Here is a 23,732-nt window from a genome sequence, read left to right as displayed (position 1 = left end):
TGATCTTGATCTTAGGCGCCCCGTTAAACCACGCTGGCCGGAATTCGACAGGGATTTGGGGGGTAAACCGGCAGGGATGCCGGTTTAGCCGCCCCGCGCCATGGATGGCGCGTGGCGGCGGCCCCCCAAATCACTGGCGGATTACGGGCACACCGAGCCTAAGCGAGGTGCCGAGTGGTGGGGCAAGAGCCCTTTTGGTTACTTTTGGGGCTCTTTTCCAAAAGTGACCCGCTGTCAGAGCGGAACCCTAAGTGGCCGTTACCGCAGGAATGGATATGTACACAATCCAGCTGTGTTGACTGTCAGTCCGCCATCGCAGGCAAGCCAGCTCCCACAGTTGGATCGTTGGGTGTCAGGTAGATAGGCGTCGGCTGTCAGGGCGTCATCGCAGGCAAGCCAGCTCCCACAGGTGTAACACCCAGCGCCGACTGACGGTTATTGTCAGAAATTTCCCACAGGAGTACAAATGTACTCCATGACAAACCTGACTCCCCGCCGCACCGCCATCCTGACCTTCATCCGCGAGCGCATCGCGCAACAAGGCCAGCCTCCCAGCCTCGCCGAGATCGCCGAGGCGTTCGGTTTCGCCTCGCGCAGCGTCGCCCGCAAGCATGTGGTGGCGCTGACCGAAGCCGGGTTTATAGAGGTCAACCCCAACCAGGCCCGTGGCATTCGCTTGCTCAATCAACCGGCGCGTCCCGAGTGGCTGGATGTGCCGGTGCTCGGCCGCGTGGCGGCCGGTCGGCCGATTGGCGCCGATGCCGAGGTGCACAGCCGCTTGCAACTGGACCCCGCCACCTTCGCCAAAACCCCCGACTACTTGCTGCGAGTGCAGGGCGATTCGATGATTGAAGATGGCATTCTCGATGGCGACCTGGTGGGCGTACGCCGCACTGTCGAAGCCTTGAACGGGCAGATTGTGGTGGCGCGCCTGGACGGTGACGTCACCATCAAGCGTTTCGAGCGCCACGGCGACAGGGTTCGCCTGTTGCCGCGCAACCCGGCGTATCAACCCATCGTGGTCGGGCCCGAGCAGGACCTGGCCATCGAAGGCGTGTTCTGCGGCCTGGTGAGGCAAGGCTGATGGGCGCCGTGGTTGCCCTGGACTCGCTGTTCAATGGCGGGCGAGTCTGGAAGGGCCGGCCCGCCGCGCCACCGGCCAGCGTACATCCCACGGGGCTGGCGGCGCTGGATGCGGTGCTGCCCAGTGGCGGCTGGCCGGAATCGGCCTTGAGTGAAATCCTGATGGCCCAGGACGGGGTGGGCGAGTTGCAACTGGTGCTGCCCACACTGGCGCGCTTGTCGGCCCTGGGCGAGCGCATTGTGCTGGTGGCGCCGCCCTATACCCCCTATCCCCATGCATGGCAGAACGCCGGGGTGGATGTGCGCCAGTTATCCATTATCCGGGCCGAGGAGCGCGACGCACTGTGGGCGGTGGAGCAATGCCTGCGTTCGGGCAGTTGCGGTGCGGTGTTGTGCTGGCCGCGCAAGGCCGATGATCGCGCCTTGCGGCGTTTGCAGGTGGCGGCGGAAACCGGGCAGACCCTGGCGTTTGCCTGGCGCTCACTGAGCGAGGCGATCAATGCCTCGCCCGCCGCCCTGCGCCTGGCGGTCGAGGCCAGGCCCGCGCAAGTGCGGGTGCTCAAGTGCCGTGGCGGGCTGGCCCATCCGGCGCCGATTGCCCTGGCGGGGCATTGAGGTTGCCATGCGTTGGGTGTGTATTGTCCTCCCGCAATTGGCGCTGGACGGGGCACAGCGTGTGCACCCCGAACCCGAGCAGCCGCTGGCTTTGCTGGCCGGCACGCCGCAGCGTCGCGTGTTGCAAGCCGTCAACGCCGCCGCCCGCGCCTTGGGCCTGCGCCCCGGGCAATCGTTGACGGCAGCCCATGCCCTGGCCAAGCAGTTTGCCTGTGTCGAATACGACCCGTTGGAGATTGAGCGGTTGCAGCAGTTTCTGGCCGCCTGGGCCTATCGCTTCAGCTCCCAGGTCAGCCTGTATTACCCACGGGCCTTGTTATTCGAGATCGAATCGAGCCTGGGCCTGTTCGGGCCCTGGCCGCACCTCGAGGCGCGTTTGCGCAAAGAGCTGACCGAGCTTGGCTTTCGTCACCGCATCGTCGCTGCGCCCAACCCGGCGGCGGCGCGGGTATTGGCAAACGGCTACGACGGCCTGGCCGTGGCCGATGACAGCGCCTTGATGCAGGCCCTGGCGTCGCTGCCTATCGACCGGGCGGGCCTTGAACCCCAGGCCGCCACCGCCTTGTCGCGCATGGGCCTGCGCAGCCTGGCTCAGGTGCAGGCCTTGCCCCGGCATACCCTGGCGCGACGCTTTGACGCCAGCCTGCTCAAGCACCTCGACGCCCTGAGTGGGCAGCGGCCATTGGCCCTGGATTTTTATCAACCGCCGGACCAGTTCGATGCACGCATCGAGTTGAATTTCGACGTGCAATCCCACCAGGCGCTGTTGTTCCCCTTGCGGCGCTTGACCGGCGACCTGTCGGCGTTCCTGTGCGGCCGCGACAGTGGCGTGCAGCGCTTTGACCTGCACCTGGAACATGCACAGACACACGACAGCGTGATCAAGGTGGGCCTGCTCAGCGCCGAGCGCGAGCCTTCGATGTTGTTCGAACTGGCCCGTGGGCGCCTGGAGCAGGTACAGGTCACCGCGCCGGTGCGGGGCGTGCGCCTGGTGGCCGAGGACTTGCCGGTGTTCGTGCCGCAACGCCAGGACCTGTTCGACGACCGCCCGCAACAAACCCTGCCGTGGGAACAATTGCGCGAGCGCCTGCGTGCGCGCCTGGGGGATGAGGCGGTGCAGGGCCTGCGTTTTCAGGCCGACCACCGCCCCGAATGCGCCTGGCAGGCCGCGACCGACAGCCAGCCGTGCCCGAGCTTGAACAAGGTCCGGCGCCCAGGCTGGTTATTGCCGCAACCGACCTTGCTGGCCGAACACGGCGTACAGATCCTGATGGGCCCGGAGCGCATCGAATCCGGCTGGTGGGATGGTGCCGATGTGCGCCGCGACTATTACCTGGTCCAGACCCGCGCCGGCCAGCAGGGTTGGGCCTATCGCACGGTGGGGCAAGGCGATGGGCTGTGGTTGCAAGGGTGGTTTGCATGAGCCTTGGGCCGTCACCTACTGTAGGAGCGAGCTTGCTCGCGAAGGTCGTCAACGATAACGCGGGAAACCAGGATGAACGCGGTGCCCTCGGGTTTTTCGCGAGCAAGCTCGCTCCTACAAGGGAGGGCGGTGCATGAGTTATGCCGAGCTGCACTGCCTGTCCAATTTCAGCTTCCAGCGCGGCGCCTCCAGTGCGCTGGAACTTTTCGAGCGCGCAAAACGCCAAGGCTACAGCGCCCTGGCGATCACCGATGAATGCACGCTGTCGGGCATCGTGCGGGCCTGGCAAGCTGCCAAAGCCGTTGACTTGCCGTTGATTATCGGCAGCGAAATGCACATTGAAAACGGCCCGAAACTGGTGCTGCTGGTGGAGAACCTGAGCGGTTATCAGCACCTGTGCCGGCTGATCACCCTCGCTCGGCGACGGGCTGAAAAGGGCAGTTATCGTCTGCTACAGGAAGATTTCGAGCAACCGCTGCCCGGCCTGTTGGCGTTGTGGGTGGCGCAAGACAGCGACACCCAGGCCAGCCTCGACTGGCTGCGCCGCACCTTCGACCAACGCCTGTGGCTGGCGGTGCACCTGCATTGTGGCCAGGACGATGCGCGCCATCTGCAACAGCGCTTGCAACTGGCCCACAGCCTGCAAATCCCTGCCGTGGCCTGCGGCGATGTGCATATGCATGCGCGGGGCCGCCGGGCCCTGCAAGACACCATGACCGCCATCCGCCACCACGTGCCGGTGGCCGAAGCCGGCACGCGCCTGCACCCCAATGGCGAACGCCACCTGCGCAGCCTGGATGCCCTGGCGGCGCTGTACCCCCAGGCCTTGCTGGACGAAACCCTCGCCATCGCGCGGCGCTGCACTTTCGACCTCGGCCAGCTGCGCTATCACTATCCACGCGAGCTGGTGCCCGCAGGCCATGATGCCCAATCCTGGCTGCGCACCCTCACCGAAGAAGGCATCGCCCAGCGTTGGCCCGAAGGCATCGACGACAAGACCTTGCAGCAAATCCAGCGTGAACTGCAGCTGATCAGCGAACTGGGTTACGAAAGCTATTTCCTCACCGTGCATGACATTGTGCGCTTCGCCCGCAGCCGTTCGATCCTGTGCCAGGGCCGAGGTTCGGCGGCTAACTCGGCGGTGTGTTTTGCCCTGGGCATCACCGAAATCAACCCGAGCCTGACCAACCTGCTGTTCGAGCGCTTCCTGTCCAAAGAGCGCAACGAGCCGCCGGATATCGACGTGGACTTTGAGCACGAACGCCGCGAAGAGGTGCTGCAATACGTGTTCCAGCGCTATGGCCGCACCCGTGCAGCCTTGACGGCGGTGGTCAGCAGTTACCACGCCACAGGCGCAGTACGCGATGTGGCCAAGGCCCTCGGGCTGCCGGCGGACCAGATCAACGCCTTGGCCGATTGCTGCGGGCGCTGGAGCGATGAGGCGCCGCCGTTGGAGCGCCTGCGTGAAACCGGCTTCGACCCGGACAGCCCACTGCTGCGCCGCGTCTTGACGCTTACCCAGCAACTGATCGGTTTTCCCCGGCACTTGTCCCAACACCCTGGCGGCTTTGTGATCAGCGAATACCCGCTGGACACCCTGGTGCCGGTGGAAAATGCGGCCATGGCCGAGCGCACCATTATCCAGTGGGACAAGGACGACCTCGACGCCGTCGGTTTGCTCAAGGTGGACATCCTCGCCCTGGGCATGCTCAGCGCGATCCGCCGCTGCTTCGATTTGCTGCGCCGGCATCGTCACCGGGACTTGAGCCTGGCCACGATTCCCAAGGAAGACCCGGCCACCTACGCCATGATCAGCAAGGCCGACACCATCGGTGTGTTCCAGATCGAGTCGCGGGCGCAGATGTCGATGTTGCCCAGGCTCAAGCCGCAGACGTTTTATGACCTGGTGATCGAGGTTGCCATTGTGCGCCCCGGGCCGATCCAGGGCGGCATGGTGCATCCGTATTTGCGGCGGCGGAACAATGAAGAGCCCACGACCTATCCGTCGCCGCAATTGAAAGCCGTGCTGGAGCGCACCCTGGGCATCCCGCTGTTCCAGGAACAGGTGATGCAAATCGCCATGGTCGCCGCCGACTACAGCCCCGGCGAAGCCGACCAGTTGCGCCGTTCCATGGCCGCCTGGAAACGCCACGGCGGCCTGGAGCCCCATCAGCAGCGCCTGCGCACCGGCATGCTCAAAAACGGCTACACCGAAGCCTTTGCCGCGCAGATTTTCGAGCAGATCAAGGGCTTTGGCAGCTATGGTTTTCCTGAGTCCCACGCCGCCAGTTTCGCCTTGCTGACCTATGCCAGTTGCTGGCTCAAATGCCATGAACCGGCGGCCTTCGCCTGCGCCCTGATCAACAGCTGGCCCATGGGCTTCTACAGCCCGGACCAGATCCTGCAGGACGCGCGGCGCCATCGCTTGCAGATCCGCCCCGTGGATGTGCAGGCCAGTGACTGGGACTGCAGCCTGGAGCCCATCGACGGCCAGCAACCGGCGATTCGCCTGGGTCTGCGCATGATCTCGGGGTTTCGCGAGGACGATGGGCGGCGTATCGAAGCGGTGCGTCAGCGTCGACAATTCAGCGACATCGCTGACCTGGACGCCCGCGCCGGCCTGGATGCACGTGCCCAGGCGCTGCTCGCGGACGCCGGGGCCTTGCGCGCCCTGGCCGGCAACCGCCATCAGGCGCGCTGGGACGTGGCCGGTGTGCATCAGCAACTGGGCTTGTTTGCCGGCCTGCCGAGCCCCGATGAAACGCGGGTGGCATTGCCCGAGCCCACGGTAGGCGAAGATTTGCACGCCGATTACGCTAGCCTCGGTACCACCCTGGGGCCCCATCCCCTGGCGTTGTTGCGCGCCGAGTTACGCCGGCGCCGCTGCCGCAGTTCCCAGGAGTTGCTGGCGGTGGAGCATGGACGCAACGTGAGCATCGCCGGGCTGGTCACCGGCCGCCAACGCCCAGGCACGGCGAGCGGCGTGACCTTTGTTACCCTGGAAGATGAGTTCGGCAACCTCAATGTGGTGGTCTGGCGCGACCTGGCCGAGCGTCAGCGCCAGGCGCTGGTAGGCTCGCGTTTGCTCAAGGTGGACGGCCGTTGGGAGGCGGTGGGTGAGGTGCGGCATTTGATCGCGGGACGCCTTACCGATTTGACGCCGCTGCTGGAGGGGATTGTGGTGCGCAGCCGGGATTTTCATTGAGTTCAGTAGTTTCTGCATTCCTGTGTATTCAAGATGAAACCATCCATCGCCGGCGCGCTCCAAAACTTGCGACTGTCTTGTCCCCGCACAGAGCCCAATCATGCAATTTTTATCCAACCCCCACGGCTGTGAAGGCTGGGCCGGCGAAATGGCCCAGCGGATTCGCACATTTGACTGGTCCAGCACCGACCTTGGCCCCTTGGATCAGTGGTCCACGAGCCTGGCGTGCACCGTGCAAATGATGCTGGCCTCACCCGTGCCGATGGTGATGCTGTGGGGGCGGGCGGGGTACATGATCTACAACGACAGCTATTCGGCATTTGCCGGCGGGCGCCATCCCTACCTGTTGGGTACACCGGTGGAACTGGGCTGGCCGGAAGTGGCCGAGTTCAATCGGCATGTGGTGGATACGTGCCTGGCGGGCGGCACCTTGTCGTTCAATAACAAGGAGCTGGTGCTATCGCGTCACGGCCAACCGGAAAGCGTATGGCTGGACCTGTATTACAGCCCCGTGGCCGGGGACAACCAACAGCCGGCCGGGGTGCTGGCGATTGTGGTGGAAACCACCGAACTGGTGAAGTCCGAGCGGGTGCGCCAGGAGCTCACCCATAATCTGGAGCAACGCGTGGCCGCTGAAGTGCAGGCGCGGTCGGCCGCCGAAGACCAGTTGCGCCAGTCACAGAAGCTGGAAGCGATTGGCGGCCTGACCGGTGGCGTGGCCCATGACTTCAATAACCTGCTGCAAGTGATCGCCGGCAACCTGCATTTGCTTGCCCGGCATGAACCGGACAACCCACAGGTGCAACGTCGCGTCACCGCCGCCATCGCCGCCGTGGAACGTGGGGCCAAGCTGTCCTCGCAACTGCTGGCCTTTGCCCGTCGCCAGCCCTTGTCGCCGGCGGTGTACAACCCGCAGCGCATCTACGCCGGCCTGGGCGAGCTGTTGCAACGGGCGTTGGGGGAAACCATTCATATCGACGTGCAATTGCCCCAGGATTCCTGGTGCATCAATGTCGACCGCAACCAGCTGGAAAACGCGTTGCTCAACCTGGCGATCAACGCCCGGGATGCCATGCAGGGCGAGGGCGTGATTCGTATCACCGGGGAAAACGTCATCCTCAACCCGGACGATTGCGTCGGTAAAAGCATCAAGCCCGGCGAATACGTGCGCCTGGCGGTGGCCGACACCGGCGTGGGCATGTCCGAGGCGACCCTCAAACGCGCATTCGAACCCTTCTTCACCACCAAGCGCGAAGGCCACGGCACCGGCCTGGGCCTGAGCATGGTGTTCGGTTTTGTGCGTCAAAGCGGCGGGCATGTGGACATGTGGAGCGAGGAGGGCAAGGGCTCGGTGGTACAGATGTATTTTCCCCACTGCCTGGAGCCTGAATGCTTCGACGACGACAGTGATGCGGATCCGCAAGGCAGCGGCCAGGAAACCATCCTAGTGGTCGAGGACAACGAAGGCGTACGCCTGACGGTGGTCGAGTTGCTGCAGCAGTCGGGCTATACCGTACTGACCGCCGAGGATGGTGACCGCGCGATGCAAGTGTTGCAGCGCGGCGTGTCGCCGGACCTGATCTTTACCGACGTGGTGATGCCCGGCCGGGTCAAGAGCACCGACCTGGCCACTTGGGCCCGCGCACAGAACCCGCCGGTGCCGGTGCTGTTTACCTCCGGCCACACCCGCGACATTCTGTCTTCCAATCATCTGCTCAGCGCCGATATTCACCTGCTGAGCAAACCCTACAGCCCCGATGCCCTGACCCAACGCGTGCGCAGGGTGCTAAGCGCAAGACAAGGTTGCCCATGACATCACCGCGCAACATCCCGCCGCTCACCGCCCAGCAAACGGGCTTCGTCAGGGTGCGTGGCGCCCGTGAACATAACTTGCGTAATGTCGATGTGGATATTCCCCGGGACGCCCTGGTGGTGTTTACCGGCGTGTCTGGCTCCGGCAAGTCGTCCCTGGCGTTTTCTACCGTGTATGCCGAGGCCCAGCGCCGCTATTTCGAATCGGTGGCGCCCTATGCGCGGCGCCTGATCGACCAGGTCGGCGTGCCGGATGTAGACAGCATCGAAGGCTTGCCGCCTGCTGTGGCCCTGCAACAGCAACGCGGTACACCCAGTGCGCGCTCGTCGGTGGGCAGTGTCACCACCTTGTCGAGCTTGATCCGCATGCTCTACTCCCGCGCCGGCCGTTATCCGAAAGGGCAGGCCATGTTGTACGCCGAGGACTTCTCGCCGAACCTGCCCCAGGGCGCGTGCCCGCAATGCCACGGCCTGGGCCGCGTGTATGAAGTGACCGAAGCGTTGATGGTGCCCGATCCGTCCTTGACCATCCGCCAGCGCGCAGTGGCGTCCTGGCCGTTGGCGTGGCAGGGCCAGAACCTGCGCGACATCCTCGTGACCCTGGGCTATGACGTGGACATCCCGTGGCGCGAGCTGCCCAAAAAGCAGCGCGACTGGATTCTGTTCACCGAAGAAACCCCCACCGTACCGGTGTACGCCGGCTTCACCCCGCAGCAGACCCGCGAGGCGTTGAAACGCAAGTTGGAGCCCAGTTACCAAGGCACCTTCAGCGGCGCTCGGCGCTATATCCTGCACACCTTCGCCCACACCCAAAGCGCGCTGATGAAAAAGCGTGTATCGCAGTTCATGCAAGGCAGTGCCTGCCCATTGTGCGAGGGCAAACGCCTGAACCAGGCGGCGCTGTCGGTGAAGTTTGCCGGGGTGGATATCGGCGAGTTGTCGCAACTGTCCCTGGCCCAATTGGCTGACTTGCTGCGGCCGGTGGCAGCGGGACAAGACACCATGAAGCTGTCGGTGGAAAAACGCCTGGCGGCCCAACGCATTGCCCAGGACCTGCTCGAGCGGGTCAATACGTTGATCGAGCTGGGCCTGGGTTATCTGTCCTTGGAGCGCAGCACGCCGACCTTGTCGTCCGGGGAGCTGCAGCGTCTGCGCCTGGCTACCCAATTGGGCTCGCAGTTGTTCGGCGTTATTTATGTGCTCGATGAGCCGTCGGCGGGTCTGCACCCGGCAGATGGCGAAGCGTTGTTCACTGCGCTTGATCGCTTGAAAGCCGCAGGCAATTCCCTGTTTGTAGTGGAACATGACCTGGAAACCATGCGCCGCGCCGACTGGCTGATCGACGTGGGCCCGGCTGCCGGTGAGCATGGCGGGCAAGTGCTGTACAGCGGGCCACCCGCAGGGTTGGCGGATGTCGAGGCCTCGCAGACCCGCGAATACCTGTTTGCCCAACCTCGCCCGACCAATGCGCCAAGCCGCGAGCCGGCCGGGTGGCTGACGCTCACAGGCGTGACGCGAAATAACCTTAAAGATTTGAACGTGGATTTCCCGCTGGGCTGTTTCACCGCGGTGACGGGTATTTCCGGCTCGGGCAAATCCAGCCTGGTCAGCCAGGCGCTGTTGGAGTTGGTGGGCACGGGCCTGGGGCGCGTGCTGGAAAGCGACGACGAACCGAGCCTGGAGGATGCCGCACCGCAAGCCAGTGGCGGGCGCATCAGCGCCGGGCTGGAACACATCCAGCGCCTGGTGCAGGTGGACCAGAAGCCCATCGGCCGCACGCCGCGCTCCAACCTGGCGACCTACACCGGGCTGTTCGACAACGTACGCAAGCTGTTCGCCGCCACGCCAGCGGCCAGGAAGCGCGACTACGATGCCGGGCAGTTCTCCTTCAACGTCGCCAAGGGCCGTTGCCCGAACTGTGAGGGTGAAGGTTTTGTCAGCGTCGAGTTGCTGTTCATGCCCAGCGTGTACGCGCCATGCCCGACCTGCCACGGCGCGCGCTATAACCCCGACACCCTGGCAATCAAATGGCAGGGTTTGAACATCGCCCAGGTGCTGGGGCTGACGGTGGAGCAGGCGGTGCAGGTGTTTGCCGAGCAGCCGGGCATCCTGCGTTCGTTAGTCGTGCTGCGCGATATCGGCCTGGGTTATCTGCGCCTGGGGCAGCCGGCTACCGAGCTGTCCGGCGGTGAAGCCCAACGCATCAAGCTCGCCACCGAACTGCAACGTAACGCCCGGGGCGCCACCTTGTATGTCTTGGACGAACCCACCACCGGCTTGCACCCCAAGGACGTCGATCGTTTGCTCAGCCAGTTGAATCATTTGGTGGAGGCAGGGCATACGGTGGTTGTGGTGGAGCACGAAATGCGCGTGGTGGCCCAAAGTGATTGGGTGATTGATATCGGCCCGGGGGCAGGGGACCTGGGCGGGAAGGTGGTGGCGTGCGGTACGCCCCACAAGGTTGCCAAGAGCAAACACAGCCGCACTGCACCTTATCTGGCCCAATCACTGATCTAACGGGTGCTGGTGTCCAAAATGTGGGAGGGGCAAACCCTGATGCCAGTCCTGTGGGAGCGGGCTTGCTCGCGAAAGCGGCAGGTCAGTCAACATCAATGTGTGCTGTGCCGACGTCTTCGCGAGCAAGCCCGCTCCCACATTAAGCAGTGTTAGTCAGTGAGGTTGTGCTGGATCTGCTCTTTGGCCAGCTTCACCACATTCTTCAGGGTAAACCCGAACTTCTCCTGCAACTTGGCCAGCGGTGCCGAGGCGCCGAAGCTGTTCATCACCACTTTGGCGCCGGTCTGCCCGACGTAGCGGTCCCACCCCAAGGGCCCTGCCTGCTCCACCACTACACGGGCTTTAACCGCAGGCGGCAGGACGCTGTCGCGGTAGGCTTGCTCTTGGTCTTCAAACAACTCCCAACTGGGCATCGACACCACGCGAGCGCCAATGCCTTGCTCTTTGAGCTGCTCATACGCGGCCACCGCCAGGCTGACTTCGCTGCCGGTGGCGATCAGGATGACCTCAGGTTGATCCGCGCCGGCCAACACATAGGCACCTTTGGCCGCACCTGAGGCGGCGGCATAGTGGTTGCGGTCGAGGGTCGGCAGTGCCTGGCGCGATAACACCATACAGCTGGGCCGATGGGTTTGTGCCAGTGCCACCTTCCACAGTTCCAGGGTTTCATTGGCATCGCCTGGGCGCAGGGTCAACAGCCCCGGGGTGGCGCGCAATTGGGTCAGGTGTTCGATAGGTTGGTGTGTCGGCCCATCTTCGCCGACGCCGATGGAGTCATGGGTAAACACGAAGATCACCGGCAACTCCATGATCGCCGCCAGGCGGATCGGCGGTTTCATGTAGTCGCTGAACACCAGGAAGGTCGAGGTGTACGGGCGTAGGTAGGACAGCGCCATGCCATTGGCAATCGCGCCCATGGCGTGTTCGCGGATACCGAAGTGCAGGTTGCGCCCGCTGTAGTCATCGGCGCTGAAACGCCCGGCACCGTCGAAGGTGAGGTTGGTCTTGGTCGAGGGCGACAGGTCTGCCGAACCGCCCAGCAGCCAGGGGATCTGTTGGGCGAAGGCATTCAATACCTCGCCGCCCGAGGCACGGCTGGCGACGCCTTTGGCATCGGCGGCAAAGTCTGGCAGGTGCGCTTGCCATTGTTCGGGCATTTCCCCGGCGCGCATGCGTTGCAGTTCATCGGCCCGTTGCGGGTCGAGGGCGGCCAGAGTCTGGTTCCATTCGGCAAACAGCGGTTCGGCACGTTCGTAAAGAGCATCGCGCAGCAGTGTGCGGGCCTCTTCGGGCACCAGAAAACTTGAATCCTGCGGCCAGCCATAGGCGGCCTTGGTCAGGCGAATTTCGTCCTCGCCCAGTGGCTCGCCATGGGCCGCAGCGGTGTTGTGTTTGTGCGGTGAGCCGTAGCCGATCACGCTGTCCACCACGATCAGGGTGGGAGCGCCGGTATTAGCCTTGAAGGTTTCCAGCGCCACGCTCAACGCCTGCAAGTCATTGGCATCGGTGACATGCACGGTGTGCCAGCCATAGGCCCGGAAGCGTTGGATCACGTCTTCACTGAACGCCAGCTCAGTGTGGCCCTCGATGCTGATGGTGTTGTTGTCGTAGATCCAGCACAGGTTATCGAGCTTCAAATGCCCGGCCAGGGACGCGGCTTCGCTGCTGATGCCTTCCATCATGTCGCCGTCACCGCACAGGGTGTAGACGTCGTAGTCAAACAGCACCTGGCCGTCGCGGTTGAAGCGCTCAGCCAGCCAGCGCTCGGCCATGGCCATGCCCACGCTGTTGGCGCAGCCCTGGCCCAACGGGCCGGTGGTGGTTTCCACGCCGGTGGTCATGCGGTACTCGGGATGGCCAGGGGTCTTGGAGCCGATCTGCCGGAACTGCTTGATATCGTCCAGGCTGACAGCCGGCTGGCCCGAGCGCTGGCCATGGGCATCGATCTCCACCACACCGGCCAGGTGCAACAGCGAATACAGCAGCATCGAGGCATGCCCCACCGACAATACAAAACGGTCACGGTTGGGCCAGTCGGGATGCTCGGGGTGATAACGCAGGAAGCGACTCCACAACGTATAACCCACCGGCGCCAGGCCCATGGGCGTGCCCGGATGGCCCGAGTTGGCCTTCTGCACGGCATCCATGGCCAGGGTGCGCAGGGTGTTGATGCATTGGGTGTCGGCAGCAGTGGCAACGTGATTCATAAAACCGTTCTCCCTGGGGTGGCGATCTACAGTTGAGGGCAGGGTGGGGCAAAGGTTTGATCCCATCGCATGCGCCGCGACGAACGGGATGCGATTGATCTCAAACATGACAAGACCGGTTGGAATGGGCTAGCTTCAAGGGCGTAGACCATCGATCAATCTGTGGAGGTACGCCATGCCAGTGAAACACGACCTGTATCAGGACTTGGGGTTGAGCAAGGAAGTTGTTCACGAACGCAGGGCGCAGGACAAACGGTTGGATTCGTTGCTCACCCAATATGATGCTGCCGACGGGGAGGTGCTGGCGGCGGAAAAAGCCAGTGCCAGCGATGAGGAGGTGGAAAAGCTTAAGAAGAAACGGCTATTGGTCAAAGACGAAATTGTGGGGCGGCTGGGTTGAGCAATCCCTCGCCACACATTTGGAATGTGCACATTTGTTCAGAATTGTTTGGAGGACAAGTGCCGTTTCACTCCTTATGATGCGCCCCGTCCACTCGGCTCTGGGGCTTGTTGCGGCGCAAGGATTGCGTTGTTGAGCCGGGTGGGCATCCTCAGAATTCATGCAACACAGGGCTGAATCGGTCGGGATGGAAATGCTGCCTGTGGGAGCTGGCTTGCCTGCGATGGCGGCCTCCCAGCCGACGCCTATCCACCTGACACCCCATAATCCAAATGTGGGAGCTGGCTTGCCTGCGATAGCGGCCTGTCAGCCAACACCTATCTACCTGACACTCAGAGATCAAACTGTGGGAGCGGGCTTGCTCGCGAAGGCGGCCTTGCAGGCAACACAGTTGGATGGTGTACATATCCATTGCTACGGTAACGGCCACTTAGGGTTCCGCCCTGACGGCGGCTCACTTTTGAACAGCGCAAAAGTAAGCAAAACGCTCTTGCCCCACCACTCGGCACCTCGCTTGGGCTCGGTGTGCCCGTAATCCGCCAGTGATTTGGGGGGCCGCCGCCACGCGCCATCCATGGCGCGGGGCGGCTAAACCGGCATCCCTGCCGGTTTACCCCCCAAATCCCTGTCGAATTCCGGCCAGCGTGGTTTAACGGGGCGCCTGAGATCAAGATCACAAGCAGATCAAGAGCCAGATCAAGAGCGACTCGCTTCGCATCGTGGTTACCATTAAGGCCGTGGCGCCTGGCGTTCAGTCATTTCAACAGCGTTTCAACGCATATATCCATAGAGCGCTGCTGCGTCTGCTGATACAACTGCAACTCATCAATCGTCCTGCGCCCCAGCGCCTGTTCGAAGGCCGCTCGGTTGGAGTTGCCCGCGTAGTGACTCTGCGCCCCATCCCCCAGGTTTGACTGGAAAATCCCCGCCGCACTGACCGGCAGAAAATCCTCGTACACCAGCGGTTCCACCGCCACATGGCCGGCGTTGACCAGCCCCTCCAATGTGCGGGGCTGGTCGGCCTGGCTGCGTGCTGCCAGGCCTTTATCGGTGACGAAGTAGCGAAAATACGCCAAGCCCTGTTCGCGCATGTGCGGGTAGTTATCGGGGAAGGCGTGAAAGTGCTGCTCCATCAAGTGCACATAGCGTTCGGCGTTGGCTTCATTGGGGAAGGTGCCGAGTTCGTCGCGGGCGGCGTTCAGCAGTTGGTCGTACAGGGCGCGGCCTTTGGGCGTGAGCGCGACGCCGCGTTGTTCGATTTCGCCGAAGCGCGCACTGTGGCTGCCGTGGGCGTCGGTGAAGGCGATGGGTTCGTCCAGGGCCTTGAAGCTGGTCTGGCGCAGCAGGATCGGGCACTGGCGCCGGGGTGGGCCTTCGATCACGGCTTTGGGGGTGATGCCTTTGCCGGGCATGGCGGCCTGCACCTGGTCGATGTCCAGGGTGCGTGGGGTGAGGTGGTTGATGTGCGGGCCCTTGAAGGCGACGACGTCGGCGATCAGGCGGTGCTGGTCGCTGAGTTGCTGGTACTGGGCGCCGGTGACCGTGGCTGTGTGGTGCCAGCGGAACGTCTCCAGGGCCTGGCGGATAAAGGCCTCGGCGTCGCTGGCATTCAAGCCGCCTTGGGTTTCTGCTTGTTCGATCAAGGCCAAGGCCTCGGCGGTAAAGATCGAGCGCTTGGCCAGGGCGCTTTCGGCGAAGGCGCGCAGGTCGGGGTTTTCGATCAGTTCCAGGCGCAGCAATGAGGTGAACACGCGAAACGGGCTGGTTTGCAGCGCGTGTTCATGTACGGCGCGAAAGGCGGTGGAGTGCACGGGCACGCCGGCGGGGGTGAGGTCGTAGTAGCCCACCGGTTGCATGCCCATCACCGCGAATAAACGGCTGATGGTTGCCAGTTCCGCAGCGGTGCCCAGGCGGATGGCGCCGTGGCGTTCCATGTCCAGGCGCTGGATTTCGCCGGTACGTTGCAGGTGGTGCGCCAGGGCCGGTTCGCTGTCGAGCACGCGGGCATTGGTCTCGGCCACCAACTCCAGCAGCGCGCCATACAAGGGCACTTCATCTCGATACATGTCGGACATGGCCTTTGAAAAGCCCTTGCGGATCTCATCGGGGCTGACATGGGCGGTGGCGTGCATAGAAAAATTCCTGATGACTGGAGCGATGAACGTGGCCTTTGCCTGATTTTGTTGAGCCGCCGGCTGGCTTGCAAACGAAGATTCCTCTGGACTTCATTCTGCAAATGAATGAGTTGACCCTGCGTCCAAGTCTTCATGTGCAAGCGGGCGTCATTGCGCTCTACACTGCGCCTCACTGTGTAGGTGAAGGAGGACCCGATGACGGCCAAACCCGCAACCAACCTGCTGGGCACCATTGAAGGCCAGCGCCTGGCAACGCAACACGCCGAGCGGTGGCGCGAGTGGGGCCCGTACTTGAGTGAACGCCAATGGGGCACGGTGCGCGAAGACTACAGCGCCGACGGCGACGCCTGGGCCTACTTCCCCCATGAGCATGCACGCAGCCGCGCCTATCGGTGGGGCGAGGACGGCTTGGCCGGTTTCAGTGACAAGGCCCAACGCTGGTGCCTGGGCCTTGCGTTGTGGAACGAGCGCGACGCAATCCTCAAGGAGCGCCTGTTCGGCCTCAACAACGCCGAAGGCAACCACGGTGAAGACGTCAAGGAACTGTACTTTTTCGTCGATGGCGTGCCGAGCCATGCCTACATGCGCATGCTCTACAAATACCCCCATGCGGCCTTTCCGTACGCCGACCTGATCGCCGAAAACGCCCGTCGTGGGTTGACGGATACCGAGTATGAAATCCTCGATACCGGTGTGTTTGCAGACAACCACTACTGCGACATCTGCGTCGAATATGCCAAGCATCAGCCCGACGATATCTTCATGCGCATCACCGTGCATAACCGTTCGGACCAACCCACACGCCTGCAGGTACTGCCCCAGCTCTGGGCGCGCAATGACTGGAGCTGGACGCTCGATGCACCCAAGCCCAGCTTGACGCTGGACGGTGAGCGAGTGCTGGCTCGTCATCATGAACTCGATGATCGCCACCTCAGCGCCTGGGGCCAGGAGGGGGGGCAATGGCTGTTCTGTGAAAACCAGACCAACCGACCCAAACTGGACGGGCAACCGGCGCCGGGGCCGTTCAAGGATGGCATTAACGATTACGTGGTGGGCGGGGTTGAGTCGGCCATTCGCCGGGACGCGGGCACCAAAGTGGCCGCGCATTTCACCCTTGAACTGGCGGGCCAGGAAAGCAAAACCCTTTACCTGCGCTTTGCGCCTGTGGACTCGCCCGATGTCAATGCGCGCAAGCTGTTCGAACAGCGCCGCCAGGAGGCCGATGTCTTCTACGCGGTCTTGCAACAGGGCCTTACCGATGACGATGCGCGCAATGTGCAACGCCAGGCCCTGGCAGGCCTGCTGTGGTCCAAGCAGTTGTACTATTTTGACGTGAACCAGTGGCTCGACGGTGACCCGGCCCAGCCGGCGCCACCGCCCGAGCGCTTGCACATCCGCAATACCCATTGGCGGCACCTGTCCAACTTCGACATCCTCTCCATGCCCGACACTTGGGAGTACCCGTGGTACGCCTCCTGGGATCAAGGTTTCCAGGCAGTGGCCATCGCGCTGATCGATCCTGGTTACGCCAAGCAACAGCTGTTGTTGCTGGTAAAGGACCGCTTCATGCACCCCAACGGCCAATTGCCGGCCTATGAATGGCGCTTTGACGACGCCAACCCGCCCGTGCATGCCTGGGCCAGCTGGCGCGTGTATCAGCAGGACAAGGCGCTGACCGGCGTGGGTGACATGGATTTTCTGGAGCGGATCTTTCACAAACTGTTGTTGAATTTTTCCTGGTGGGTCAACCGCAAGGACGCCGAGGGCCGCAACCTGTTCCAGGGCGGTTTCCTGGGCCTGGACAACATCGCCTTGTTCGACCGTTCGGCCACGTTGCCGCCGGGCTACCAGTTGGACCAGGCCGACGGCACCGCCTGGGTGGCGGCCTATGCCCTGGACCTGATGCGCATCGGCCTGGAGCTGGCCAAGCGTAATGCGGTGTACGTGGACATTGCTGTGAAGTTTTTCGAGCACTTTCTCTACATCGCAGGCGCCATCAACCGCGTCGATGACAGCGCCGAAGGCTTGTGGGATGAGCAGGACCAGTTTTTCTACGACGTGCTGCACCGCCCTGATGGCCAGAGCGAACCGGTGCGCCTGCGCTCCATCGTCGGGTTAATGCCGCTGTTCGCGGTGCTGGTGCTGGAACAGCGCGAGCACGAAGGCCTGGAAGGGCTGCGCGAGCGCCTGCTGGGTTTTATGCATCATCGGCCAGACCTGGCCAGGCTGGTTTCGCGCTGGACCGAGCCGGGGCAGGGTAACCGCCTGTTGCTGGCGCTGCTGCGCGGTGAACGCACCAAGGATTTGCTGCGGCGCATGTTGGATGATCAGGAGTTCTTGTCGGCCTTTGGCGTGCGCGCCCTGTCCAAGGCCTTCGCTGAGCAGCCCCTGGCGCTGAAGATGAATGGCGACACCCTGTGTGCCAGTTACCAACCCGGTGAATCCGACTCACGCTTGTACGGCGGCAACTCCAATTGGCGCGGGCCGCTGTGGATGCCGGTGAACTACATGTTGATTGAATCGTTGCGCGAGTTTCATCGCTATTACGCGGAGCATTTTTCCGTGGAGTACCCGACGGGCAGTGGGTATCTGGCGTCACTGGAGGAGGTGGCTGACAGCCTCAGCGAGCGGCTGACGCGGTTGTTTCTCAGGGATGAAAACGGGGTGCGGCCGTCGATGGCGGGGTATGCGCAGTTGCAGGAGGACCCGGCCAGCCGTGACCTGGTGTTGTTCCATGAGTATTTTCATGGGGAGACAGGGCGAGGGTTGGGGGCTTCACACCAGACCGGCTGGAGTGCATTGGTGGCGTTACTGCTGCAACCAAAACCCTGAGCAATCCACAAACCAAATGTGGGAGCGGGCTTGCTCGCGAATGCGGTGGTTAAGTGCCTGATGCATTAGCTGACACTGCGCATTCGCGAGCAAGCCCGCTCCCACAGGGATTCAGGGTTGCCCGTGAATCAGGAAGGGAACAGCTCGCTCAGCTTCATCGCCAGCATCATGTCGCCTTCGGTGCGCAGCTTGCCGCCCATGAAGGCCTGCATGCCGTCGGTGGAACCGCTGACGATGCCTTCCAGGGTCTCGCTGTCCATCACCAGGGTGACCTGAGCGTCAGGGTTTTCACCTTCTTTAAGCTCGCAGGTCTGGTCCTTGACCACCAGCGAGAAATTCTTGGTGTCGTCGATACGGAAACCGAATACCAGGTCCAAGCCTACGGAAGCGCCTGGGTTGAATTTGGCTTTCATTGCTTCTACTGCTTGAGCTACGTCAGTCATGGTTTCGATCCTTAAGGGTAGAGTCCAGTGACCTTGGGGTCACGGTTGGCCGCAGTTCATCGGAAAGTGATGAGCTGCGGCGCCTTCAACAGTTGCAAGTGGGCGTGACTGTTGAAGGAAGCCAGTGCCACCTCGCGACCACGGAACTTCAATTGGTTGAGCGAGGTGTTAACAATTTGCCAGTTCATGTCGAAGGCCTGGGCGGCAGGCATTCGGGTAATCAGGTGGAGCAGGGCGGTGATGGTGCCGCCGGAGGTGAATACGGCGATTTTGTCGGTGTGGTTCGCGGCGTCAAGGATGCGCTGCAAGCCACCCTGGACCCGCTCGACAAACCCCAGCCAGCTTTCCAGCCCCGGTGGATCATAGGTGCCGGCCAGCCAGCGTTCGATGATGAGGGCGAAAATGCGCTGGAACTCGCTGCGGTTCTGCGGGCCATTGCGCAGGATGTGCACGGCATCCGGTTCACTGCCGAGCAGGTCGGGCAACAGGCCGCGAATAATCGCTTCGCCGTCGAACTCGTTGAACGCGCTGTCTGTTTCCAATGCTGGCACCGGCAAGCCCAGGGCGCGGTACTGATCGAACGTGGCGCTGGCGGTGTGCTGCTGGCGACGCAGGTCGCCGGCGATGCAGCGGTCAAAGGCAATGCCCAGGTCTGCCAGGTGGCGACCGAGCACTTGCGCTTGTTCCACACCAACGGGCGAGAGGACGTCATAGTCGTCTGCACCGAAGGAGGCCTGGCCATGTCGAATCAGATAAATGCTGCCCACGTCCGTTTTCCCGGTACGTTGAAAGTCTGGCGAGGTTATGAGGATGCCTGCGAGCTGTCAATGAAAAAACATACGCTTGTTTTAAAAGCGCGTTGGAGCCCGCCTGCTGGCGGTTTGATCACTGGCTCCTTCGCGGTGGCGTCGGTATGCTGGGGCCATCCGCGCCTGGCGCAGTGCTTTTTTTAAGGAGACATATGGATTTTCTGGCCGAATACGCGAGCTTTCTGGCGAAGACCGTCACCCTGGTGGTCGCTATTCTGGTGGTACTGATCAGCTTTGCAGCACTGCGCAGCAAAGGTCGTCGTAAATCCGCCGGCCAATTGCAGGTCAGCAAGCTGAATGATTTTTACAAGGGCTTGCGCGAGCGCCTGGAGTCGAGCCTGCTCGACAAAGACCAGCTCAAGGCCCTGCGCAAGTCCGAAAGTAAAGCCGAAAAGAAGAAAGACAAGAAGAAGCCCGAGGCCAAGCCACGGGTATTCGTGCTGGATTTCGACGGCGACATCAAGGCCTCGGCCACCGAAAGCCTGCGCCATGAAATCACCGCACTGCTGAGCCTGGCCACGCCCAAGGACGAAGTGGTGCTGCGCCTGGAAAGCGGCGGCGGCATGGTGCACAGCTATGGCCTGGCCTCTTCGCAACTGGCGCGTATTCGCCAGGCCGGCGTGCCATTGACGGTGTGCATCGACAAAGTGGCGGCCAGCGGCGGCTACATGATGGCGTGCATCGGCGAGAAAATCATCAGCGCACCGTTCGCCATTCTCGGCTCCATTGGCGTGGTGGCGCAGTTGCCCAACGTCAATCGCCTGCTGAAAAAGCACGATATCGACTTTGAAGTGCTGACGGCCGGTGAATACAAGCGCACGCTCACCGTGTTCGGCGAAAACACCGAGAAGGGCCGGGAGAAGTTCCAGGAAGACCTGGACATTACCCACCAGTTGTTCAAGAACTTCGTTTCGCGTTACCGCCCACAGTTGGCGATTGACGAGGTGGCGACCGGTGAAGTGTGGCTGGGCGTCGCCGCCCTCGACAAGCAACTGGTCGATGAGCTGCAAACCAGCGACGAATACCTGGCGACCAAGGCAAAAACTGCCGAAGTGTTCCACCTGCACTATGCCGAGCGTAAGAGCCTGCAAGAGCGCGTTGGCCTGGCGGCCAGCGGTTCGGTGGACCGGGTGCTGTTGACTTGGTGGAGCCGCTTGACCCAGCAGCGGTTCTGGTAAGCCAGTACTGAAAACCAGGTAATCCCTTGTGGGAGCGGGCTTGCTCGCGAATGCGGTATATCAGTCAATAGATTTGCTGGCTGACACTCCGCATTCGCGAGCAAGCCCGCTCCCACATTGGTTTTCGGCCATGTCAGGTCAAACGGGGTTTAATCGAGTCCGCCAACTGCGTAAGGATCAGGCAGCACGACACCGCCCCCGCATCCAGCACCCCCAGCGAACGCTCACCCAAACGACTGGCCCGGCCAATCTTGGCCACCAGGTCCTTCGTCGAATCCCGCCCCTGAGAAGCAGCGCTTTTCATCGCTTCGAGCGCATCGTTGAACGACGCTCCCGACGCCTGCGCCCGTTCAAAAGCCTCCACCGCCGGGATCAACGTATCCATCAAGCACTTGTCGCCCACGCCCGCTTCGGTGATGTCCTGCAACGAGGTCAAGCCGCCGCGCAGCAGGTGAGCAAAGGTGGCGGCGTCGATGTCTTCACGGCCGCGCACTTCGTCGGCCATGCCGATAAACAGGCTGCCATACAACGGCCCCATGGAGCCGCCGATGCCTTCCATCAGGCTCAGGGTCAGTTCGTCCAGGGCTTCGGCCAGGGTCAGTTGGCGGCCTTGGATCGTGCGGCCGCAATGGGCAAAGCCCTTGGCCATGTTGATGCCATGGTCGCCGTCGCCTATGGCGCCGTCGACTTCGCTGAGGTACTCACGGTTGGCCACGATCACGCTGACCAGGTCGGCGACGATGGCGCTGCCGTCATGGGTGGAAAAATGCTGGCTCATGGTTCACTCCGCCTGGGTCATGCCGATGGAGCGGCAGGGTTGGTCGATCAGGGTTTTCAGCTCGGCGTCGAGGCCGAGCAGGGTCAAGGTCACGCCCATCATCTCCAGGGACGTGAAGTAGTTGCCCACGTAGCAACGGTGAATCTTCAAACCTTTGGCCTTGAGCTGTTTTTCCACCTCTGCGTAGAAAATATACAACTCCATCACCGGGGTGGCGCCCAGGCCTGAGACCAGCACCACCACGCTGTCGTCCTGGTTGAAATCGCGGTCGGCGAGGATCGGCGCCAGCATGCGCTCGGCCATGGCGGCGGCCGGCTCAATCGGGACGACTTCAATGCCCGGCTCGCCATGATGGCCGATACCCAATTCCATCTGGCCGTCGGGAATCTGAAAGTTGGGCTTGCCCACCGCGGCGATGGTGCACGGTGTAAGGCCGATACCAATCGAGCGGCAGTGGTCGACGGTTTTCTGTGCCACCCGAATCACGCCGTCCAGGTCGTAATGCTGGGCAGCGGCGGCACCGCCGATCTTCCACATGAAGATCTCCCCGGCCACGCCGCGACGCTTGGCGATGTCGGCCTTGGGCGCGGACGCCACGTCGTCGTTGGCGACCACCGTACGGATGCGCATGTCTTTGCTGGCGGCCATTTTCATCGCCAGCTTCACGTTCATGTTGTCGCCCGCGTAGTTGCCATACAGGCAGGCAACGCCTGCACCATGGTCGGCAGCGCGGAAGGCGTCGAAAAAGCTTTTGGCGGTGGGCGAGGAAAAAATCTCGCCGACGGCCACCGCATCCACCAGGCCTGGGCCTACATAACCGAGAAACGCCGGCTCATGCCCGGAGCCGCCGCCGGTGACAATGCCAACGCGGCCTTGGGCGGATGGCCTGGCCTTGACGATGACCCGTGGGTTGGTTTCGTACTGACGCAGTTCAGGGTGCGCGACCAGGATGCCGCGCAGCATGTCTTCGACCACTTGGTCGGGATCGTTGATGACTCGATTCATAACGCGGGTTCCTGTGTTCTTGTTCTAAGGGGCGGCACTATTCCCCTGTGGGAGCTGGCTTGCCTGCGATGGCGGTGTGTCAGTTGGCGCATTTTTACCTGGTGCACCGTCATCGCAGGCAAGCCAGCTCCCACAGGGTTGTGTGTTGTCGCTGCAATCAGGGTTCGAGCACAACCTTCAGCGATTTATCGCCGCGCTCCATCACCGCAAACGCCTCCTTGAAATCCGCCAGCGCAAACTTGTGGGTCACCACGTCGCGCATGTCGATCTTGCGGTTGCCGATAAAGTCGATGGCCCTGGGGTACATATACGGCCCCAGGTGCGAGCCGAGAATATCCAGCTCCTTGCGGTCGCCGATGATCGACCAATCCACCGTAGCCTCGTCATTGAATACGCTGAATTCCACAAAGCGTCCCAGCTTGCGCAGCATTGCCAGGCCCTGGTTCACCGCCTTGTGGTGCCCGGTCGCTTCGATATAGATGTCGCAGCCGTAGCCATCGGTGATCTCGCGGATCTTCGCCAACACATCGACTTCGGCCGGGTTCCACACTTCGTCGGCGCCCATCCGCAGGGCGAGGGCGGCGCGTTCGGGTTTCATGTCCAGCACGATGAGCTTTTTGGGGTTGCGCAACCGCACCGCACCGATGATGCCAAGGCCCAGGGTGCCGGCGCCGGCAACCACCACGATGTCGTCATGGTCGACGTTGGCGCGCTCCGCTGCGTGCAGCGAGCAGGCCAAGGGTTCGATCAGGATCGCTTCATCGGGGGCGATGGATTCCGGCACTTTGTGGATGATGCCTTCCTTGGTGAAGATCATGTATTGGGCCATGGCGCCCTGCACATTGTTCTGGAAGCCATACAGGTCGTGCTTCTGGCACATCCAGTACTGGCCGTGGTTACAGAAGCGGCAGCCCCAGCACGGCACGATCTGCTCGGAGATCACCCGGTCACCCACGGCCACGCCACGCTTCTCGGCGCCTGGTCCAAGGGCGACCACGCGGCACACGAACTCATGGCCGGGGATCATCGGTGGTTTCACGTAGCGCGGTTGCTCGGCATCGCCCCAGAACGACGGCGCGCCGCGATAGGTCTTGATATCGCCCATGCAAATGCCGCACAGCTCGACCTTGGTGAGGATCTCGTCGGGGCCGGGGGTGGGCACGTCGACGGTTTCCAGGCGGTAGTCTTCCGGGCCGTGGCAGACCACGGCCTGCATGGTTTTCGGGATGCTTGGGGCGAGTTGTTCAGGTGTGCGTTCGGTGACGGTGGACATGACAAAACCTCACGACA

Annotated in this window: 16 protein-coding genes and 1 pseudogene; 10 read left to right on the top strand and 7 right to left on the bottom strand. The window is 62.5% G+C overall.

The window, feature by feature from the left end; all coding sequences use genetic code 11:
• Positions 1-466: 466 nt before the first annotated feature.
• The 7 genes and pseudogenes from lexA (at position 467) to uvrA (ending at position 10,655) form a co-directional block, all read left to right on the top strand.
• Positions 467-1,084 carry a transcriptional repressor LexA gene (gene lexA / locus N2A98_RS14615; RefSeq protein ID WP_044274343.1) on the top strand — a complete coding sequence of 206 codons (618 nt, stop codon included), beginning with the start codon at positions 467-469 and terminating at the stop codon, positions 1,082-1,084.
• The gene (gene imuA / locus N2A98_RS14610; RefSeq protein WP_003191873.1) at positions 1,084-1,698 is read left to right on the top strand and encodes a translesion DNA synthesis-associated protein ImuA; all 615 of its coding nucleotides are present in this window, start codon (positions 1,084-1,086) and stop codon (positions 1,696-1,698) included. Before lexA ends, imuA begins: the two co-directional genes overlap by 1 nt.
• A gap of 7 nt (positions 1,699-1,705) precedes the next feature.
• Positions 1,706-3,121 (top strand): DNA polymerase Y family protein, encoded by a 1,416-nt coding sequence (locus N2A98_RS14605; protein WP_275622196.1) that lies wholly within the window; start codon positions 1,706-1,708, stop codon positions 3,119-3,121.
• Positions 3,118-3,240: pseudogene (locus tag N2A98_RS14600) on the top strand (outer membrane lipoprotein carrier protein LolA); the annotation flags it as partial. The gene N2A98_RS14605 and the pseudogene N2A98_RS14600, both read left to right, overlap by 4 nt.
• 14 nt (positions 3,241-3,254) lie before the next feature.
• Complete coding sequence (locus tag N2A98_RS14595) at positions 3,255-6,326, top strand: error-prone DNA polymerase (protein WP_275622195.1); 3,072 nt, start codon at positions 3,255-3,257, stop codon at positions 6,324-6,326.
• A 100-nt stretch (positions 6,327-6,426) separates the two neighbouring features.
• On the top strand, positions 6,427-8,139 hold the full coding sequence (locus N2A98_RS14590; RefSeq protein WP_044274337.1) for an ATP-binding protein: 1,713 nt from the start codon (positions 6,427-6,429) through the stop codon (positions 8,137-8,139).
• Positions 8,136-10,655, top strand: a complete 2,520-nt coding sequence (gene uvrA / locus N2A98_RS14585) for an excinuclease ABC subunit UvrA (protein ID WP_275622194.1) — start codon at positions 8,136-8,138, stop codon at positions 10,653-10,655. The genes N2A98_RS14590 and uvrA overlap by 4 nt, the downstream gene beginning before the upstream one ends.
• A 149-nt stretch (positions 10,656-10,804) precedes the next feature.
• Here uvrA and tkt read toward each other — a convergent pair whose 3' ends face one another.
• Positions 10,805-12,862, bottom strand: a complete 2,058-nt coding sequence (gene tkt, locus N2A98_RS14580; RefSeq protein WP_275622193.1) for a transketolase — start codon at positions 12,860-12,862, stop codon at positions 10,805-10,807.
• Positions 12,863-13,037: 175 nt separating this feature from the next.
• Between tkt and N2A98_RS14575 the strand changes: the two genes are divergently transcribed.
• Positions 13,038-13,262 carry a DUF465 domain-containing protein gene (locus N2A98_RS14575; RefSeq protein WP_003191862.1) on the top strand — a complete coding sequence of 75 codons (225 nt, stop codon included), beginning with the start codon at positions 13,038-13,040 and terminating at the stop codon, positions 13,260-13,262.
• A 755-nt stretch (positions 13,263-14,017) separates the two neighbouring features.
• On the opposite strand, the gene N2A98_RS14570 is transcribed toward N2A98_RS14575, so the two are convergent.
• Positions 14,018-15,394, bottom strand: coding sequence for a VOC family protein (locus N2A98_RS14570; RefSeq protein WP_044274332.1), 1,377 nt, complete (start codon positions 15,392-15,394; stop codon positions 14,018-14,020).
• A 198-nt stretch (positions 15,395-15,592) separates the two neighbouring features.
• Here N2A98_RS14570 and N2A98_RS14565 point away from each other — a divergent pair, with 198 nt between their 5' ends.
• Positions 15,593-18,229: a glucosidase gene (locus N2A98_RS14565; RefSeq protein ID WP_275622192.1), complete on the top strand. Its 2,637-nt coding sequence runs from the start codon at positions 15,593-15,595 to the stop codon at positions 18,227-18,229.
• A 128-nt stretch (positions 18,230-18,357) separates the two neighbouring features.
• Here the strand turns inward: N2A98_RS14565 and N2A98_RS14560 are convergent, their stop codons facing one another.
• On the bottom strand, positions 18,358-18,672 hold the full coding sequence (locus N2A98_RS14560; RefSeq protein WP_275622191.1) for an SCP2 sterol-binding domain-containing protein: 315 nt from the start codon (positions 18,670-18,672) through the stop codon (positions 18,358-18,360).
• Between the two features lie 56 nt (positions 18,673-18,728).
• A complete protein-coding gene (locus tag N2A98_RS14555) occupies positions 18,729-19,439 on the bottom strand; it encodes a histidine phosphatase family protein (protein ID WP_044274326.1) in 711 nt (236 codons plus the stop codon).
• 194 nt (positions 19,440-19,633) lie between these two features.
• Between N2A98_RS14555 and sohB the strand changes: the two genes are divergently transcribed.
• Complete coding sequence (gene sohB / locus N2A98_RS14550) at positions 19,634-20,659, top strand: protease SohB (RefSeq protein WP_032896860.1); 1,026 nt, start codon at positions 19,634-19,636, stop codon at positions 20,657-20,659.
• Positions 20,660-20,792: 133 nt separating this feature from the next.
• Here the strand turns inward: sohB and dhaL are convergent, their stop codons facing one another.
• The 3 genes from dhaL to N2A98_RS14535 form a co-directional block, all read right to left on the bottom strand.
• Positions 20,793-21,437 carry a dihydroxyacetone kinase subunit DhaL gene (gene dhaL / locus N2A98_RS14545; RefSeq protein WP_044274324.1) on the bottom strand — a complete coding sequence of 215 codons (645 nt, stop codon included), beginning with the start codon at positions 21,435-21,437 and terminating at the stop codon, positions 20,793-20,795.
• Positions 21,438-21,440: 3 nt separating this feature from the next.
• On the bottom strand, positions 21,441-22,442 hold the full coding sequence (locus tag N2A98_RS14540) for a dihydroxyacetone kinase subunit DhaK (RefSeq protein WP_275622190.1): 1,002 nt from the start codon (positions 22,440-22,442) through the stop codon (positions 21,441-21,443).
• Between the two features lie 157 nt (positions 22,443-22,599).
• A complete protein-coding gene (locus N2A98_RS14535; protein WP_032876099.1) occupies positions 22,600-23,715 on the bottom strand; it encodes an alcohol dehydrogenase catalytic domain-containing protein in 1,116 nt (371 codons plus the stop codon).
• Between the last annotated feature and the right edge of the window lie 17 nt (positions 23,716-23,732).

It is taken from the genome of Pseudomonas sp. FJ2-5-13 (genome assembly GCF_029201605.1).
Lineage (GTDB): Bacteria > Pseudomonadota > Gammaproteobacteria > Pseudomonadales > Pseudomonadaceae > Aquipseudomonas > Aquipseudomonas lactis.
The sequence above is the reverse complement of the archived record's forward strand: the minus strand, read 5'-3'. Positions and strand labels throughout refer to the sequence as shown.

Bases quoted from the DNA above. Each gene is read 5' to 3' on its own strand.
- N2A98_RS14575 (WP_003191862.1), top strand. From the start codon at position 13,038: ATGCCAGTGAAACACGACCTGTATCAGGACTTGGGGTTGAGCAAGGAA.
- N2A98_RS14605 (WP_275622196.1), top strand. From the start codon at position 1,706: ATGCGTTGGGTGTGTATTGTCCTCCCGCAATTGGCGCTGGACGGGGCA.
- dhaL (WP_044274324.1), bottom strand. From the start codon at position 21,437: ATGAGCCAGCATTTTTCCACCCATGACGGCAGCGCCATCGTCGCCGAC.
- sohB (WP_032896860.1), top strand. From the start codon at position 19,634: ATGGATTTTCTGGCCGAATACGCGAGCTTTCTGGCGAAGACCGTCACC.
- N2A98_RS14535 (WP_032876099.1), bottom strand. From the start codon at position 23,715: ATGTCCACCGTCACCGAACGCACACCTGAACAACTCGCCCCAAGCATC.
- N2A98_RS14565 (WP_275622192.1), top strand. From the start codon at position 15,593: ATGACGGCCAAACCCGCAACCAACCTGCTGGGCACCATTGAAGGCCAG.
- lexA (WP_044274343.1), top strand. From the start codon at position 467: ATGTACTCCATGACAAACCTGACTCCCCGCCGCACCGCCATCCTGACC.
- imuA (WP_003191873.1), top strand. From the start codon at position 1,084: ATGGGCGCCGTGGTTGCCCTGGACTCGCTGTTCAATGGCGGGCGAGTC.
- N2A98_RS14590 (WP_044274337.1), top strand. From the start codon at position 6,427: ATGCAATTTTTATCCAACCCCCACGGCTGTGAAGGCTGGGCCGGCGAA.
- uvrA (WP_275622194.1), top strand. From the start codon at position 8,136: ATGACATCACCGCGCAACATCCCGCCGCTCACCGCCCAGCAAACGGGC.
- tkt (WP_275622193.1), bottom strand. From the start codon at position 12,862: ATGAATCACGTTGCCACTGCTGCCGACACCCAATGCATCAACACCCTG.
- N2A98_RS14570 (WP_044274332.1), bottom strand. From the start codon at position 15,394: ATGCACGCCACCGCCCATGTCAGCCCCGATGAGATCCGCAAGGGCTTT.
- N2A98_RS14595 (WP_275622195.1), top strand. From the start codon at position 3,255: ATGAGTTATGCCGAGCTGCACTGCCTGTCCAATTTCAGCTTCCAGCGC.
- N2A98_RS14560 (WP_275622191.1), bottom strand. From the start codon at position 18,672: ATGACTGACGTAGCTCAAGCAGTAGAAGCAATGAAAGCCAAATTCAAC.
- N2A98_RS14540 (WP_275622190.1), bottom strand. From the start codon at position 22,442: ATGAATCGAGTCATCAACGATCCCGACCAAGTGGTCGAAGACATGCTG.